This is a genomic window from Streptomyces sp. UG1, from assembly GCF_049974585.1.
Taxonomy (GTDB): domain Bacteria; phylum Actinomycetota; class Actinomycetes; order Streptomycetales; family Streptomycetaceae; genus Streptomyces.
Map to the genome: position 1 here is coordinate 17566 of NZ_JBNGGG010000048.1, position 16116 is coordinate 33681.

Annotated in this window: 14 protein-coding genes and 1 pseudogene; 9 read left to right on the plus strand and 6 right to left on the minus strand. The window is 72.0% G+C overall.

What is annotated here, in order from left to right:
* The first annotated feature begins 70 nt into the window (after positions 1 to 70).
* Positions 71 to 451, plus strand: a complete 381-nt coding sequence (locus ACP4J3_RS40960) for a helix-turn-helix domain-containing protein (protein ID WP_062700236.1) — start codon at positions 71 to 73, stop codon at positions 449 to 451.
* A gap of 318 nt (positions 452 to 769) precedes the next feature.
* Entirely contained in the window at positions 770 to 1066 is a 297-nt protein-coding gene (locus tag ACP4J3_RS40965) for a hypothetical protein (protein WP_426541630.1), read from the plus strand.
* Here the strand turns inward: ACP4J3_RS40965 and ACP4J3_RS40970 are convergent.
* The 3 genes from ACP4J3_RS40970 to ACP4J3_RS40980 form a co-directional block, all read right to left on the minus strand.
* Positions 1014 to 1778, minus strand: a complete 765-nt coding sequence (locus ACP4J3_RS40970; protein ID WP_426541632.1) for an SDR family NAD(P)-dependent oxidoreductase — start codon at positions 1776 to 1778, stop codon at positions 1014 to 1016. The genes ACP4J3_RS40965 and ACP4J3_RS40970 overlap by 53 nt on opposite strands.
* A gap of 32 nt (positions 1779 to 1810) precedes the next feature.
* Positions 1811 to 2689: an Fpg/Nei family DNA glycosylase gene (locus tag ACP4J3_RS40975; protein ID WP_426541634.1), complete on the minus strand. Its 879-nt coding sequence runs from the start codon at positions 2687 to 2689 to the stop codon at positions 1811 to 1813.
* Between the two features lie 67 nt (positions 2690 to 2756).
* Positions 2757 to 7859, minus strand: coding sequence for an ATP-dependent helicase (locus ACP4J3_RS40980; protein ID WP_426541636.1), 5103 nt, complete (start codon positions 7857 to 7859; stop codon positions 2757 to 2759).
* 154 nt (positions 7860 to 8013) lie between these two features.
* On the opposite strand from ACP4J3_RS40980, the pseudogene ACP4J3_RS40985 reads away from it, so the two are divergent.
* The 3 genes and pseudogenes from ACP4J3_RS40985 to ACP4J3_RS40995 all read left to right on the plus strand — a co-directional run.
* Positions 8014 to 8850, plus strand: a pseudogene (locus ACP4J3_RS40985) (AraC family transcriptional regulator); the annotation flags it as partial.
* A gap of 26 nt (positions 8851 to 8876) precedes the next feature.
* Complete coding sequence (locus tag ACP4J3_RS40990; protein ID WP_426541638.1) at positions 8877 to 9599, plus strand: AzlC family ABC transporter permease; 723 nt, start codon at positions 8877 to 8879, stop codon at positions 9597 to 9599.
* Positions 9596 to 9904: an AzlD domain-containing protein gene (locus ACP4J3_RS40995; RefSeq protein WP_426541640.1), complete on the plus strand. Its 309-nt coding sequence runs from the start codon at positions 9596 to 9598 to the stop codon at positions 9902 to 9904. The genes ACP4J3_RS40990 and ACP4J3_RS40995 overlap by 4 nt, the downstream gene beginning before the upstream one ends.
* Positions 9905 to 9910: 6 nt before the next feature.
* On the opposite strand, the gene ACP4J3_RS41000 is transcribed toward ACP4J3_RS40995, so the two are convergent.
* Positions 9911 to 10855: a hypothetical protein gene (locus ACP4J3_RS41000; protein ID WP_426541642.1), complete on the minus strand. Its 945-nt coding sequence runs from the start codon at positions 10853 to 10855 to the stop codon at positions 9911 to 9913.
* 80 nt (positions 10856 to 10935) lie between these two features.
* Here ACP4J3_RS41000 and ACP4J3_RS41005 point away from each other — a divergent pair, with 80 nt between their 5' ends.
* The 4 genes from ACP4J3_RS41005 (at position 10936) to recX (ending at position 14773) form a co-directional block, all read left to right on the plus strand.
* Positions 10936 to 11130 (plus strand): DUF3046 domain-containing protein, encoded by a 195-nt coding sequence (locus ACP4J3_RS41005; RefSeq protein WP_426541644.1) that lies wholly within the window; start codon positions 10936 to 10938, stop codon positions 11128 to 11130.
* Between the two features lie 60 nt (positions 11131 to 11190).
* Complete coding sequence (locus ACP4J3_RS41010; protein WP_426541646.1) at positions 11191 to 12462, plus strand: AI-2E family transporter; 1272 nt, start codon at positions 11191 to 11193, stop codon at positions 12460 to 12462.
* 412 nt (positions 12463 to 12874) lie between these two features.
* The gene (gene recA / locus ACP4J3_RS41015) at positions 12875 to 14002 is read left to right on the plus strand and encodes a recombinase RecA (RefSeq protein ID WP_426541648.1); all 1128 of its coding nucleotides are present in this window, start codon (positions 12875 to 12877) and stop codon (positions 14000 to 14002) included.
* 3 nt (positions 14003 to 14005) lie between these two features.
* Positions 14006 to 14773, plus strand: a complete 768-nt coding sequence (recX, locus tag ACP4J3_RS41020; protein WP_426541650.1) for a recombination regulator RecX — start codon at positions 14006 to 14008, stop codon at positions 14771 to 14773.
* Positions 14774 to 15046: 273 nt separating this feature from the next.
* Here the strand turns inward: recX and ACP4J3_RS41025 are convergent, their stop codons facing one another.
* A complete protein-coding gene (locus ACP4J3_RS41025; RefSeq protein WP_426541652.1) occupies positions 15047 to 15466 on the minus strand; it encodes a rhodanese-like domain-containing protein in 420 nt (139 codons plus the stop codon).
* Between the two features lie 32 nt (positions 15467 to 15498).
* A complete protein-coding gene (locus tag ACP4J3_RS41030; RefSeq protein ID WP_426541654.1) occupies positions 15499 to 16047 on the minus strand; it encodes a cysteine dioxygenase in 549 nt (182 codons plus the stop codon).
* Positions 16048 to 16116: the final 69 nt, after the last annotated feature.

Consider the following 16116-nt stretch of genomic DNA (forward strand, 5'->3'; position numbering starts at 1 on the left):
CGGCCGCGGCGCAAGGCGGTACGGTGGGGCGTGAAGGATGCGGCTACGCGGTCCGAGGAGGGAGCCACCGATGATTCTGCTCCGTCGCCTGCTGGGTGACGTGCTGCGTCGGCAGCGCCAGCGCCAGGGCCGTACTCTGCGCGAAGTCTCCTCGTCCGCCCGAGTCTCACTCGGCTATCTCTCCGAGGTGGAGCGGGGGCAGAAGGAGGCTTCCTCCGAGCTGCTCTCCGCGATCTGCGACGCGTTGGACGTACGGATGTCCGAGCTCATGCGGGAAGTGAGCGACGAGCTCGCCCTCGCCGAGCTGGCCCAGTCTGCTGCGGCCACACCCAGCGAGCCTGTACCCACGTCGGTCCGTCCGATGCTGGGTTCCGTGTCGGTGACCGGTGTGCCACCGGAACGGGTGACCATCAAGGCGCCTTCCGAGGCGGTGGACGTGGTCGCCGCGTGACGGTGCCGCCACTGCGCATGGAGTGATCGTGCGCTGAGGAGTTGTGTGAGGCCCCGGCCGGGGCTTCTCCAGGGAGACCTGGGGGAGAGCGGTCGGGGTTTCGTGCTGTGTGGGGCCAGGCGGCGTCCGTTTGCCGGTGGATGGCCCGGGGGTCATGGTGGAGGGTGATGACGGCGCCTGACGAGTGGTGGAGCGTGGTGGAGGGCGTGACGGCGCCTGACGCGTGGTGAAGGCGTTGGCCCGCGCCGCCTTCGTGTGCCGTGGACGCGACCTCCCGGCCGGTGAACGGGCGGCCTAGCCTCGGGCTGGAGGTGAGCGATGGCACAGCCGATAGCGCGCTGGGCGGTGGCTCTCGGGCTCGGGGCGCTGTGGTGGTGGGCCGTGCTGCGGCTCGCGCTGGTGCCGGACGCGGGGGCGCTGGAGGCGGCCGTCGCCGCCGGAGGGTGGGGGCTGAGCCTGTTGCCGGTGCACTGTGTGCCGAAGGCACGGGCCGAGGGAGCCGTCGATGCACGGCGGTGGACTCAGGCCTGGCGGGCGGGGCGGGCCGGACGGCCGGTGCCGGCTACCAAGGCATCGCCACACCGCCGTTCGGACGCAGGATCTGCCCCGTGGTGAAGGCCGACGCGTCGGACGCCAGGTGAAGCACCGCGTGCGCGATCTCCTCCGGCTCGCCGACCCGGCCCAACGGTGACATCCGGGCCATCAGCGCCTCGGTACGGGTCTGCGCCGCGGTGTCGTGGCGGTCGGTCATGGGCGTGCGGATCCAGCCCGGGGCGACCGCGTTGACGCGGATGCCGTGCGGGCCCAGCTCCGTCGCCAGCGTCTTCGTCAACTGCACGACGGCCGCCTTGGCCGCGCCGTAGCAGAGCAGGCCGGGGCCTCCGGTGTCCACGGCGCCCGAGGCCATGGTGACGATACTGCCCCGGATGTGCTGGGCGAGCATCGATCGGGCCGCCTCCTGGCAGGCGTACAGCACACCCTTGAAGTTGACGTTCAGGACTCGGTCCAGGTCCTCGTCTCGCGTCTCCAGCACCGGGCTGCTGTGCATGATCCCGGCGACCGCGGCCAGCATGTCCAGGCGCTCGCAGGAGGCTACGGCCTGGCGGAGCTGCTCGCGGTCGGTGACGTCGAGGTGGTGGGTGAGGGCGGTGCCGCCGCTCGCCTTGATCAGGGTCGCGGTGTCGTGCAGGCCCTGTGCGTCGCGGTCGGCGCAGTGCACGGTGGCGCCGGCCTCGGCGAGGAGGAGAGCCGAGGCGCGGCCGATACCGCTGGCTGCGCCGGTGACGAATGCGGTGCGTCCGGTGAGGTCGTACGCCTTGACGGCCATGAAGGGACCGTACGAGGGTTTCTGACGGTGCGTCAATTAGTCGTACGGTGCTGGGCTCTGCGGTGTGAGGCGGCGCCGGGAGCTGTGCTCGGGGCCGGGCCCGCCTGGCAGGCCGGGCACCAGTAGGTGGGGCGCTCGCGGGAGCCGTCGCCCTGGTCGGCCGCGCGGATCGGGGTGGTGCAGCGCAGGCAGGGGCGGCGGGCGCGGCCGTACACGAAGAGGTCCTGGCCGCGGCGGCCCGTCGTACTGCGGACCGGGCGGTCGCGGTTGGCTTCCAGGAGCTTCTTGGCCAGTACGGGCAGTTGCGCGGTGTGCTCGGCGGGGAGTGCGCCGATGGGGAGCCAGGGGGTGACGCGGAGCAGGAAGCAGAGCTCGCTCTTGTAGACATTGCCGATGCCGGCGAGGTTGCGCTGGTCCAGCAGGGCCTCGCCGATCGGGCGGGCCGGGTCGGTGAGGAGGTTGGCGAGGGCGCGGTCGGGGTCCCAGTCGGGGCCCAGCAGGTCGGGGCCGAGGTGGCCGACCGTGTTGTGTTCCTCGGTGGTGCGCAGCAGGTCGAGGACGGGGAGGCGGTAGCCGACGGCTGTGCGGGCGGGACGGGCGTCGGGAGCCTCGGTGTCCGGGGCGGCTGCGAGGATCACGCGGATCTGGTGGGCGGGGCCGCCGGTCCAGCGCTGCTGGTCGGCGTACACCTTCCAGGAGCCCTCCATGCCGAGGTGCGAGTGGAGGGTGAGGCCGCCTTCGATACGGGTGAGGAGGTGTTTGCCGCGCGGGGTGACGTCCAGGACGGTACGGCCCGTGAGGTCGACCGTGGCGTACTTGGGGACCCGGAAGTCGGTGCGGGTCAGCGTCCTTCCCGCGAGGGCGGTGTGGAGCCGCTTCGCGGTCTGCCAGACCGTGTCTCCTTCGGGCATGGGTCAAGGGTGGCACGGGACGGGGATGCGTGAGGGACGGTGGGGTGTGGGTGGGGTGTGGGGTGGCTCAGGCGCGTAGGCGTAGGCCTCTGGGGGTCGCGATGAAGCCCGCTCCTTCCAGGAGGGTGCCCATGGGGGACGTGAGTGCCTGGGCGCCGTTCACGCGTTCCACCGTGACCGTGCCGAGGGAGCCTGCGCGGGCGGCCGCGGCGAGCGCTTCCGCCGCCGCGTGCAGGCGGGGGTCGTCGGCGGGCTCCGTGTCCGGGGCCGAGGGCCAGGCCAGCAGGGTCTTGCCGCCGCGCTCCATGTAGAGGGTCAGCTCGCCGTCGACCAGGACCACGAGGGAGCCTGCCTTGCGGCCGGGCTTGTGACCGGCGCCGGCGGGAGGCTCGGGCCAGGCCAGGGCGGCGCCGTACGCGTTCGCCGGGTCGGCGGCGGCGAGGACGACGGCTCGGGTGTCGGGTGCCGGGCGGGTGCGGTGGGGGGCGGAGCCGGGGCGGGGGCTGGGGCTGGGGCCGTAGGGTGCGCCGCCGTTGGGGCGGCGGTTGCCCGGTGGGGTGCGGTGGTCGTCCTGGGGGGCGAGATCGAGGGGGGATACCCATTCGCTCGGGCCGAGGTGGGCGTCCAGGAAGTCGTGGTCGAGGTCGGGGATGTCGTAGGTCGGGGCGGCGTTCGAGGTGTCGTGCGTGGTGGGGGAGCTGTCGGGAAGGCCGTATGGGTCGGGGGTGGCGTTCGGGTTGTCATGCGTCTCGGTGGCGCTGTCGGGGGTGCCGAAGTCTTCGGACGTGTCGAAGGCGTCGCGTGTGCCGGAGCCTTCGGGCGTGCCGTGGGTGCCGGGTGTGCCGGAGTCTTCGGACATGCCGCGGGCGCCGGGTGTGGCGAAGTCCTCGGGTGTGCCGTGGGTGCCCAGGCCGGGCAGGCCGTCGCCTCGGTCGCGGGCGTTGGACACCGCGCGGAGGCGGTCGACCGCGCCGTCCATCGCGAACTGGGCGGCGCCGAGGCCCTCGACCACATAGCCGCGCCGCGCCTGGCCGCTCTCCTCGAAGGCGGACAGGATGCGGTACGTCGCCGAGAAGCCGCCCTCGACGCCCTCCGCGGCGACCGCTCCCCGGGTCACCACGCCATGGCGGTCCAGGAGCGTACGGGCGAGGGCGTGGGCGCGGACGGTGGGGTCGGGTTCGTGGGCCGGGAGCAGCGACCAGCGGCCGGCGACGGTCGGCGGCCCGGTGCGGGAGGCGGGGCGGGCGGCGGCTGTGAGGGAGCCGTAGCGTCCTCGGGGGATGGTGCGCTTGGCGCGGTGGGCCGTGGAACCGGCGGTGCGGCCCGAGCCGAGCAGGGAGCGCATGGGGGCCAGCGTGTCGTTCGTGAGGCGGCCCGACCAGGCCAGCTCCCAGAGCGCGTCGGCGAGTTGCGGGTCGGTGGCGTCGGGGTGGGTGGTGGCGCGGACCTGGTCGGCGATCTGGCGGAAGAACAGGCCGTAGCCACCGGACAGGGCGTCCAGAACGGACTGGTGCAGCGCCGTCGGCTCCAGCGGATGGGGCTGCGGCAGGAGCAGAGGGGCAGCGTCCGCCATATAGAGGGACACCCAGCCGTCCTTGCCGGGGAGCGAGCCCGCCCCGGCCCAGACGACCTCTCCGGCCGAGGTGAGTTCGTCCAGCATCGCGGGAGTGTAGTTGGCGACGCGGGAGGGCAGGACCAGCTTCTCCAGCGCGGACGCGGGCACGGACGCGCCCTGCAACTGCTCGATGGCACGCACCAGTCCGTCGATGCCGCGCAGTCCATGACCCTTGCCGATGTGCTGCCACTGCGGCAGGAACTGGGCGAGCGCGGCCGGTGGCACCGGCTCCAGCTCGTGCCGCAGTGCGGCGAGGGAGCGGCGGCGCAGGCGGCGCAGGACCGCCGCGTCGCACCACTCCTGGCCGATGCCGGCCGGGTGGAACTCGCCCTGTACGACCCGCCCGCTCGCCGCCAGCCTCTGGAGGGCACCGTCCGTGATCGCCACGCCCAGGCCGAAGCGGGCCGCTGCCGTGGCCGACGTGAACGGGCCGCGGGTGCGGGCGTAGCGGGCGAGGAGGTCGCCGAGCGGGTCCTTGACCGGTTCGGTGAAGGCTTCGGGCACGCCGACCGGCAGGGCCGTGCCGAGTGCGTCGCGCAGGCGGCCCGCGTCCTCGATCGCCGCCCAGTGGTCGGTGCCGGCGATGCGGACCTTGATGGCGCGGCGGGCGGCGGTCAGCTCCTGGGACCAGTGCGCTTCGGCGCCCCGCTCGACCAGCTCGGCGTCCGTGAGCGGGCCGAGGAGGCGCAGGACGTCCGCGACGCCCTCGATGTCCTTGACGCGGCGATCCTCGGTGAGCCATTGGAGTTCTCGTTCGAGCTCGGTCAGAACCTCGGCGTCGAGCAGCTCGCGCAGCTCCGCCTGGCCGAGCAGCTCGGCCAGCAGCCGGGAGTCCAGCGACAGCGCGGCGGCGCGGCGCTCGGCGAGCGGCGAGTCTCCCTCGTACAGGAACTGGGCGACGTAGCCGAAGAGGAGGGAACGCGCGAAGGGGGACGGCTCGGGGGTGGTGACCTCGACGAGGCGCACCCTGCGCGACTCCAGGTCGCCCATGAGCTCGGTCAGTCCCGGCACGTCGAAGACGTCCTGGAGGCACTCGCGGACCGCCTCCAGGACGATCGGGAACGAACCGAACTCGCTGGCCACCTCGAGCAGTTGGGCGGCGCGCTGGCGCTGCTGCCACAGCGGGGTGCGCTTGCCCGGGTTGCGGCGCGGCAGCAGCAGCGCGCGGGCGGCGCACTCGCGGAAGCGGGACGCGAACAGGGCCGAGCCGCCGACCTGGTCGGTGACGAGCTGGTCGACGTCGCCCTTGTCGAAGACGACGTCCGCCGCTCCGACGGGCGCCTGGTCGGCGTCGTACTCCGTGCCGGCCTTCCGCGGCTCCTGGTCCAGCAGGTCCAGGCCCATGAGGTCGGCGTCCGGCAGGCGCAGCACGATGCCGTCGTCGGCGTGCATGACCTGCGCGTCCATGCCGTACCGCTCGGACAGCTTCGCGCCGAGGGCGAGGGCCCAGGGGGCGTGGACCTGGGCGCCGAAGGGGGAGTGCACGACGACTCGCCAGTCGCCGAGCTCGTCGCGGAAGCGCTCCACGACGATCGTGCGGTCGTCCGGGACATGGCCACAGGCCTCGCGCTGCTCGTCCAGGTACGACAGGACGTTGTCGGCTGCCCAGGCGTCCAGGCCGGCGGTGACGAGGCGCAGGCGGGCGTCGTCCCTGGGCAGCGAGCCGACCTCGCGCAGGAACGCGCCCACCGCGCGGCCCAGTTCGAGCGGGCGGCCCAACTGGTCGCCCTTCCAGAACGGCAGGCGGCCGGGTACGCCCGGAGCCGGGGAGACCAGGACCCGGTCGCGCGTGATGTCCTCGATGCGCCAGGAGCTGGTGCCGAGCGTGAAGACGTCGCCGACGCGGGACTCGTAGACCATCTCCTCGTCGAGCTCGCCGACCCTGCCGCCGCCCTTCTTGGGATCCGATCCGGCGAGGAAGACCCCGAAGAGACCGCGGTCGGGGATGGTGCCGCCGGAGGTGACGGCGAGGCGCTGGGCGCCGGGGCGGCCGGTGATGGTGCCGGCGACTCGGTCCCAGACCACGCGCGGGCGCAGCTCGGCGAAGGCGTCCGACGGGTAGCGGCCGGCGAGCATGTCGAGGACCGCGGTGAAGGCGGACTCGGGGAGGGAGGCGAAGGGGGCGGCTCGGCGGACGGTGGTGAGGAGGTCGTCGAACTGCCAGGTGTCCATCGCCGTCATCGCGACGAGCTGCTGGGCCAGGACGTCCAGGGGGTTGGCGGGGACCCTGAGGGACTCGATGGCTCCGGTGCGCATGCGCTCGGTGACCACTGCCGCCTGGACCAGATCGCCGCGGTACTTCGGGAAGACCACGCCGGTGGAGACGGCGCCCACCTGGTGGCCCGCACGGCCCACGCGCTGGAGGCCGGAGGCCACGGAAGGGGGTGACTCGACCTGGACCACCAGGTCCACCGCTCCCATGTCGATGCCCAGCTCGAGGCTGGAGGTGGCTACGACCGCGGGGAGGCGGCCGGCCTTGAGGTCCTCCTCGACCAGGGCGCGCTGTTCCTTGGACACCGAGCCGTGGTGGGCGCGGGCGATGACCGGGGGTGCGCCCTGGGCCGCGCCGGAGCCGCCCATGAGTTCGGCCGGGGCGTGGTGTTCGTCGAGGGTTTCGCCGGTGGCCCGCTCGTAGGCGATCTCGTTGAGGCGGTTGCACAAGCGTTCCGCGAGACGGCGGGAGTTGGCGAAGACGATGGTGGAGCGATGGGACTGGACGAGGTCGGTGATCCGCTCCTCGACATGCGGCCAGATCGAGGGGCGTTCCGCGCCTTCGGAACCGTCGGCCACCGGGGAGCCACCGAGCTCGCCGAGGTCTTCCACGGGGACCACGACGGAGAGGTCGAACTCCTTGCCCGTCTTCGGCTGGACGATCTCCACCTTGCGGCGGGGCGAGAGATAGCGGGCGATCTCGTCGACCGGGCGGACGGTCGCGGACAGGCCGATGCGGCGGGCCGGCTTCGCAAGGAGTTCGTCCAGGCGCTCCAGGGTGAGGGCGAGGTGGGCGCCGCGCTTGGTGCCCGCGACCGCGTGGACCTCGTCCAGGATCACCGTCTCGATGCCGGTCAGGGCCTCGCGGGTGGCCGACGTCAGCATCAGGAAGAGCGACTCGGGGGTGGTGATGAGGATGTCCGGGGGGCGTGTGGACAGGGCCCGGCGCTCTGCTGCGGGGGTGTCGCCCGAGCGGATGCCGACCTTCACCTCGGGCTCCTGCAGGCCCATGCGAACGGATTCCTGGCGGATGCCGGTCAGCGGGCTGCGCAGGTTGCGCTCCACGTCCACGGCGAGGGCCTTGAGCGGGGAGACGTAGAGGACACGGCAGCGCTTCTTGGGGTCGGCCGGCGGGGGTGTGGAGGCGAGCTGGTCCAGGGCGGCGAGAAACGCGGCGAGAGTCTTGCCGGAACCGGTGGGGGCTACGACCAGCACGTCCGAGCCCTCTTGGATGGCTTGCCACGCGCCGGCCTGGGCTGCGGTGGGCGCGGAGAAGGCGCCCGTGAACCAGCCTCGGGTCGCGGGGGAGAAGCCGGCTAGGGCTCGGTGCGGGTTGCTGACCATGCGTCCATCCTGCACCCGGGGACTGACAATGCGGCTGAGCTGGGGAAACGTGCTGCCGGTCGGGCCGGGATGCCCGGGCTGCGGCCTGCGGACGGCCCCGGCACCGCGGCTACCCGCCTGTGAGGGCATGCCCGCACTGGCCGACAATGGATCCATGGCGGGTTCAGGCGAGCGGGCGCGGCACTGGCGGTATGCCGACCTGCCCGGTGTCGATCTGCTGCGGGCGCGGTACATACGGAAGACGTTTGTGCGGCACACCCACGAACACTTCGTGATCGCAGCCATCGCCGACGGTGCGGAGGTCTTCCACCACCGAGGGACCGATGTGTACGCGGGGGCCGGGGCTCTCGCGCTGGTCAATCCGGACACGGCGCACACGGGGCGGGCGGGGGTTCCCGAGGGGTGGCGGTACGGGGCCGTCTATCCGTCGCCGGAGCTGGTGGGCGAGATCGCGGCCGAGACCACGACGCTTCGGGGGACGCCGGGATTTGTCCGGCCGGTGCTTGACGACGCGTACGCGGTGGGGTTGGTGCATCAGGTGCTGCGGGCGGCTGACGAGGGCAATGCGCTGGCCGCCGACACGTTGCTCCGGGTCGCCGTGACACGGCTGCTGCGGTTGAACGGCGGGGCGCTGCCACAGCGGGAGGTGCGGACCGCGGGGGCTCGGGTGGCGGCACGCGCGCGTGAGGTGCTCGAAGGGCGGATGGCCGCGCCGCCGAGTCTGGAGAAGCTGGCTGCCGATCTCGGCGCGAGCCCGTTCGCCTTGTTGCGGGCCTTTCGGGACGTATACGGGATGCCGCCGCACGCCTGGCTCACCGATGCGCGCGTACGGCGGGCTCGGCGGTTGCTGGACACGGGGGTCTCGCCGGCCGAGGCGGCCGTGACCGTGGGGTTCACCGATCAGCCGCATCTGAATCGGCACTTCACGCGGATCGTGGGCGTGCCGCCGGGCGCCTATCAGCGGGAGCGCAAGAACGTACAAGACCCGCCGTAGCGGTGTTGCCTAGCGTCTCGGGCGTGGCAGAACAGAGAATTCTCGCAGACCCCGGTGTGGACGGGGACAAACCTGATGCCGCCGTGGTGCGGGACGCCCTGGGGGTCGGCGTCGCCGTCGGGCTGTCCGGGTTCGCCTTCGGGGTGACGTCGGCGGGCAGTGGGCTCACACTCGTGCAGACCTGCCTGCTCAGCCTGCTGGTCTTCACGGGCGCGTCGCAGTTCGCGCTGGTGGGGGCGCTTGCCGCCGGCGGCAGTCCGTTCACCGCGGCTGCGGGGGCCTTCTTCCTGGGGGCGCGCAACGCCTTCTACGGGCTGCGGCTTTCCGAGGTGCTGCGTCTCACGCGCGCGGTGCGGCCGTTCGCCGCGCAGTGGGTGATCGACGAGACGGCTGCCGTCGCGTTGGCGCAGCCCACCCGGCGCGGTGCGCGGATCGGGTTCGCGGCGACGGGCCTGAGTCTGTATGTGCTGTGGAATCTCACGACGCTGCTGGGCGCGCTGGGGGCCGAGGCCATCGGTGACACCGACGCCTGGGGGCTCGACGCCGCTGGGCCCGCCGTGTTCCTTGCCCTGCTCGCGCCAATGGTGAAGTCCGCCACCGAGCGTGCCGTCGCCGGGCTGGCCGTGGTTCTGGGACTCGGGTTGTTGCCCGTGCTGCCTGCCGGGGTTCCCGTGCTGGTGGCCGCCCTGGCGGCGCCTGTCGTGCTCTGGGCGCAGGGGCGACGTGTGCGGGGGAGCGTGCGATGAGTACCTGGATCGCCATCGGCCTCACGGTCGTCGGCTGCTACGCCGTCAAGCTTGTCGGGCTGCTCATACCCGCGGGTGCTCTGGAGAGGCCTCTCGTACGGCGTCTCGCCGCGTTGCTGCCCGTCGCGCTGCTCGCCGCTCTGACGGCTCAGCAGACGTTCGGCGACGGGCAGGCGCTGGTCCTGGACGCGAGGGCGGCCGGGGTCGCCGCGGCTGCCTTGGCGCTTGTCCTGCGGGCTCCGTTTCTGCTCGTCGTCGCGGCGGCCGTGGTGGTGACGGCGGGGGTGCGGGCCATGGGCGGGTGAGGCGGGTCAGCCGATGTGGCGGCCGTACGCCCTCAGGGTGTGCAGGGCCTGGATGGTCACCATGGGGCGGGCCTCCAGGGGGACGCTCGGCGCCCACTGGCGCCGGCGGACCGGCCAGCCGCCGTCCTCCTGCTGCTCGCCGGCCAGGTGGTCCAGAGAGCGGCTCATCTCGTCGTCGGTGAACCACGCGCGCGCGAGGGAATGCGGCGTTCGCGCGTAGTCGTGCGGGAAGTGGTGCTCGGCTGGGGCGCAGCCGGGGGAGACCGGATACGCGTCGAGGTCGTCCGGCTCCAACACCGCCAGGCGCTGGTCGCGCACCAGGCGGCCCAGCCGGTCGGCGGCCGCCTCCGCGCGCGGGCGGTCCGGAACGGAGTCCAGGAAGGCCACGGCGGCCTCGATCTCATGGGGATGGGACTTCTCCAGCGACTCGACCGTCTGCCAGCAGAAGTCCGTGGCCCGGAACAGCCAGGCGTGCCACACCTCGTTGCGATGCAGTAGGCCGACCACCGGCCCGGTGGCCAGGAGTGAGCTGGGCGGGTCCTCGACGAGCGGAATGAAGGGGGCCGTGGGATAGCCGTCCCGGCCGCCGTGGGTCACCGGAAGAGCGCCGTCCGGCGTCGACACCGACGTCAGATAGCGGCACACGCGGTCCACGCGCTGTCCGCCGCAGCGCCCGATGGCGTCCAGGACACGCAGTGCGTGACCGGCGTGCAGCGGCCGGCTGACCGGGCCGCGCAGATCCGGCTCCAGCGCGTGGCCGTACCCGCCGTCCTCGTTGCGGTAGGCGTCCAGCGCGGTCTCCACCGGGTCGGCGGCGCCGTTCAGGAAGTGGTACGCGAAGAGGCGCTGCTCCAGCACGCGCGCGGTGAGCCAGACGAACTGCTCGGCACGGAAGAGCGGGGACTGCGACAGGGACGGAGGGGGGAGTGGCGAAGCTCCTGTTTCGGGCATGCGTCAGACCGTAGGGCGGAAAGCGGTCTCGACAAGCGGTCCCGGCACAGGCCCACTCTCAGGGGCGGGATACTGGGCGCATGCGGTTGACGGTCTTCTGGCAGCGGATGGCGGACCACTTCGGTCCGGGGTACGCCGACACCTTCGCGCGCGACCATGTGATGGCGGAGCTCGGCGGGCGTACGGTGCACGAGGCACTGGAAGCCGGCTGGGACGCCAAGGACGTATGGCGTGTGGTCTGTGCTGTCATGAACGTTCCGGGGGAGAAGCGCTGATAGGTCACGAAGATCGCAGGACCGCAGCCGATTGTCAGCGGCGTGGGCGAGACTTGCTCCGTGGCGCGCACTGACGACGAGACCGGGCTGCCCCGGCAAGGATCCCCGTTCGGCACGACGCCGCCCGACCCGCCTCCGGGCACGGGCGGCGCCGGATCGCACGCCCGCATGCCGCGCTGGCTGCCGCGCGCCATGTTGCTCGCGCTGGCGCTCGTCGGTGTCTTCCAGCTCGGCAGTTGGGCGTTCCACCAGCTCACCGGGCTGCTGATCAACATCCTCATCGCGTTCTTCCTGGCCCTCGCGATCGAGCCCGCGGTGAGTTGGATGGCCTCGCGCGGCCTGCGCCGGGGACTGGCCACCGCCTTCGTCTTCCTCGGCGTGATCATCGCGTCGGCCGGGTTCGTGACCCTGCTGGGGTCCATGCTCGCGGGCCAGATCATCAAGATCGTCGAGGACTTCCCCGACTATCTCGACTCCGTCATCAACTGGATCAACGCGCACTTCCACACCGAGCTGCGGCGCGTGGACGTCCAGGAGGGTCTGCTGCGGTCCGACTGGCTGCGCAACTACGTGCAGAACAGTGCCACCGGCGTCCTGGACGTGTCCGCCCAGGTCCTCGGCGGGCTCTTCCAGTTGCTGACGATCACGCTGTTCTCGTTCTACTTCGCCGCGGACGGCCCCCGACTGCGCCGCACCCTGTGCTCCGTACTGCCGCCCAACCGGCAGGCCGAGGTGCTGCGGGCCTGGGAGATCGCCGTCAACAAGACCGGCGGCTATCTGTACTCACGCGGTCTGATGGCGCTCATCTCCGGCATCGCGCACTACATCCTGCTGGAGAACCTGGACGTGCCGTACGCGCCCGTGCTCGCCGTGTGGGTCGGCCTCGTGTCGCAGTTCATCCCCACCATCGGCACATACCTCGCGGGCGCCCTGCCGATGCTGATCGCGTTCACGGTCGATCCCTGGTACGCGCTGTGGGTGCTGATCTTCGTCGTGATCTACCAGCAGTTCGAGAACTACATGCTGCAGCCCAAGCTGACGGCCAAAACCGTCGACATCCACCCCGCGGTCGCCTTCGGCTCGGTCATCGCCGGCACGGCCCTCCTCGGCGCGGTGGGCGCGCTGATCGCCATCCCGGCGGTCGCCACATTGCAGGCGTTCCTGGGGGCCTACGTCAAGCGCTACGACGTCACGGACGACCCTCGCGTCCATGGACATCGCGAGCGGGGAACGGGACGCAACCTGTTCTCACGCGCGCGTGAGCTTTGGATACGCCGGCCGGGGCAGCAGCCTCTGCCGGAGGCGGCGGGCTCCGGGGAGGGCTCCGAGTGAGCGCGTCCTGAGGGACATCGGAACCCGATAGGAGCGGCATGAGCGGTCGTGGATCGATGGACGGGGTCCCCGTCTCGGGTCGTTCGACGGGCTCGGCTCCTCCTGGGACCGGTTGGGCTCTGGGCGGTGCGGAGCGCGCGACGTCGATCGGCCCGCCCCGATCAGATGCTGTTGGACGCGCTCGTGCAGGCGTTGATCGACCGCTGGTGTCGCGTGGTGCGCTTGACACGAAAATCGAACATCCATTCTGATGGAGGTGCCGGCGGGGCGCTCGGTAGGCATTTCGCCACGGTTTCGATGGAGAAGTGCCCGAGTTATCCACAGGCCGGACGGGCGTCGGGGCGCATTGTCAGTGGCAGGCGCTAGCGTCTTTGACGTGAAGCGATCGACTCAAGCAAACCGGGTGGAACCCATGGCAGGAACCGACCGCGAGAAGGCCCTCGATGCCGCGCTCGCACAGATTGAACGGCAATTCGGCAAGGGCGCGGTCATGCGCATGGGCGAGCGGTCGAAGGAGCCCATCGAGGTCATCCCGACCGGGTCGACCGCGCTCGACGTCGCCCTCGGCGTCGGCGGCCTGCCGCGCGGCCGCGTCGTCGAGATCTACGGACCGGAGTCCTCCGGCAAGACCACACTGACCCTGCACGCCGTGGCCAACGCCCAGAAGGCCGGCGGCCAGGTCGCCTTCGTGGACGCTGAGCACGCCCTCGACCCCGAGTACGCGAAGAAGCTCGGCGTCGACATCGACAACCTGATCCTCTCCCAGCCGGACAACGGCGAGCAGGCCCTGGAGATCGTGGACATGCTGGTCCGCTCCGGCGCCCTCGACCTCATCGTCATCGACTCCGTCGCCGCGCTCGTCCCGCGCGCGGAGATCGAGGGCGAGATGGGCGACAGCCACGTCGGTCTGCAGGCCCGTCTGATGAGCCAGGCGCTGCGGAAGATCACCAGCGCGCTCAACCAGTCCAAGACCACCGCGATCTTCATCAACCAGCTCCGCGAGAAGATCGGCGTGATGTTCGGCTCGCCGGAGACCACGACCGGTGGCCGGGCGCTGAAGTTCTACGCCTCGGTGCGTATCGACATCCGCCGCATCGAGACCCTGAAGGACGGCACGGAGGCGGTCGGCAACCGCACCCGCTGCAAGGTCGTCAAGAACAAGGTCGCGCCGCCCTTCAAGCAGGCCGAGTTCGACATCCTCTACGGCCAGGGCATCAGCCGCGAGGGCGGTCTGATCGACATGGGCGTGGAGCACGGCTTCGTCCGCAAGGCGGGCGCCTGGTACACGTACGAGGGCGACCAGCTCGGCCAGGGCAAGGAGAACGCGCGCAACTTCCTGAAGGACAACCCCGACCTGGCCAACGAGATCGAGAAGAAGATCAAGGAGAAGCTGGGCGTCGGCGTACGGCCGGAGGAGCCGGCCGCCGAACCGGGTGCGGACGCCGCGGTCACCGCCACCCCGGACGGCGCCGCGAAGACGGTGCCCACGCCGGCCGCGGGCAAGGGAGCCAAGGCCAAGGCCGCGACTGCCAAGAGCTGATCCATGACACGGCGAACGGACTGGGCCGAGTACACCGCCTATCCGGACGCTCCACGGGAGCGGGGGAGAAGCGGCGGCGGGGATTCCTCCAGGATGGGCGGTCACGCCCATGGAGGGGACACGGCCCATGACGCGGACAGGGGGAACGACGACAGGGCGCCGTACGCGCCGTACGACACGGACGGCTCACGCGGGCGCGGCCGTGCGGAGCCGTCCGGTGAGGACGGAGGCGCCTCTTCCTCGTCGAGGGCCGAGGAGAGGACGCCCCCAGCGGACCCGGTGGAGCAGGCGCGGGCGATCTGTCTGCGCCTGCTCACCGGGACCCCGCGCACCCGTAAGCAACTCGCGGACGCCCTGCGCAAGCGGGAGATCCCGGACGACGCCGCCGAGGAGGTGCTGTCGAGGTTCGAGGAGGTTGGCCTCATCAACGACAGCGCGTTCGCGGACGCCTGGGTGGAGTCCCGACACCACGGCCGAGGGCTGGCCCGACGCGCCCTCGCCCGGGAACTGCACACCAAGGGCGTCGACTCCACGCTGATCGACGCGGCCGTCGCCCAGCTCGACTCCGAGCAGGAGGAGGCGACCGCACGCGAACTCGTCGCCCGCAAGCTCCGCTCCACGCGCGGCCTCGACCGCGACAAGCGCCTGCGCCGCCTCGCGGGCATGCTCGCCCGCAAGGGCTACCCCGAGGGCATGGCCCTGCGGGTGGTCCGGCAGGCACTGGAGGAAGAGGGCGAGGACACGGAGTTCCTCGGGGATGAGGGGTTCTGATGCCGGTCGGTGGTGGAGTCCGGGAAGGCGGAGTGGGCGGGGGGCTCTGGCCTTCGGGGCCGGCGCCGCGGGCCGAGCGATCGCGGGATTCCGGGTGCCGAGTGCCGGGTTCCGGCCCGGACACGGTGGACGCGCGGGGGCGCCCATCGCGTTCGGGGCCGGGATCGGCGTAGGGGAAGATCGCCGGATCGATCGAATACGGTCCCCACTTCACTGAACTTCACTGACCTCGGAGCGTGCCCTCGGACAGCCCCTGGGCCCGGGCACCCGTCTCTAGGCTTCGGCCCCCACCCCGGGCGTCACCGGCAACCCCTCCGCCCGCCAAGCCTGGAACCCGCCGACCAGATCGGTGGCCCGGTGCAGCCCCAGCCGTCGTAGCGACTCGGCCGCCAGGCTCGATGCGTAACCCTCGTTGCAGATCACCACGACTCGAAGGCCGTGGCTCGTCGCCTCGGGTGCGCGATGGCTGCCCTGTGGGTCGAGCCGCCACTCCAGTTCGTTGCGCTCGACGACGAGGGCGCCGGGGATCAGGCCGTCCCGCTCGCGCAGGGCGGCGTACCGGATGTCGACCAGCAGGGCCTCGCCGCCCTGGGCAGCCTCGTACGCCGCCCGGGGCGCCATCCGCTCGTAGCCCGCGCGTACCCGCTCCAGCAACTCGTCTATGCCGACCGGCCGTTCGTCCACATCACCCACATCACGCACCACAGCTTCGTTCCCCGCCCCGCTCACTGCCAGTCCTCCGGGCGCTCCACCTGCTCCAGGCGCAGGACCGGTCCGCTGCGGCTGAAGCGGCGGATCTGGGGCAGGGGCGGGTAGTAGGCGTGGACGGAGATCGCATGCCGGTCCGTCGACTCGTTGAGAACCTCGTGCACATGGTGGCGGCCGAAGGAGCGGCCCTTGCCGGCCGGCAGACGGCGTGAACGGTCCACGTCGTCCGTCAGTTCCAGCGTCTTCCAGCCGTCGGCGGGCAGCCGGACGGCGAGGGAGTGCTCCCTGAGCTCGCCGGCCGCGGTCACGAAGGCCCCGACGGACTCGGCGTGGTCGTGCCAGCCGGTGCCCGTGCCGGGCGGCCAGCCGATCAGCCAGGCCTCGCTGCCGCCCGGGCCTTCGAGGCGTACCCAGGTACGGCCCTCGGGATCGAGCGGGAGGGAGGCGACGAGTTCGGCGTCGGCGGCCGCGCGCCGTACGAAGGCGAGTAGGTCCGCCTGCGTGGGAGCGGAGTTCGGCGTGGCGACCGGCTCGGACGCGGTAGCGGCGGCAGGGGAGACAGACACGGGCACCGTCCTGAAGAGAGTTCGCGAAGAGTGCGCGCGGGCGTCGGCGAAGGGCGCGGCGCGCGAAAG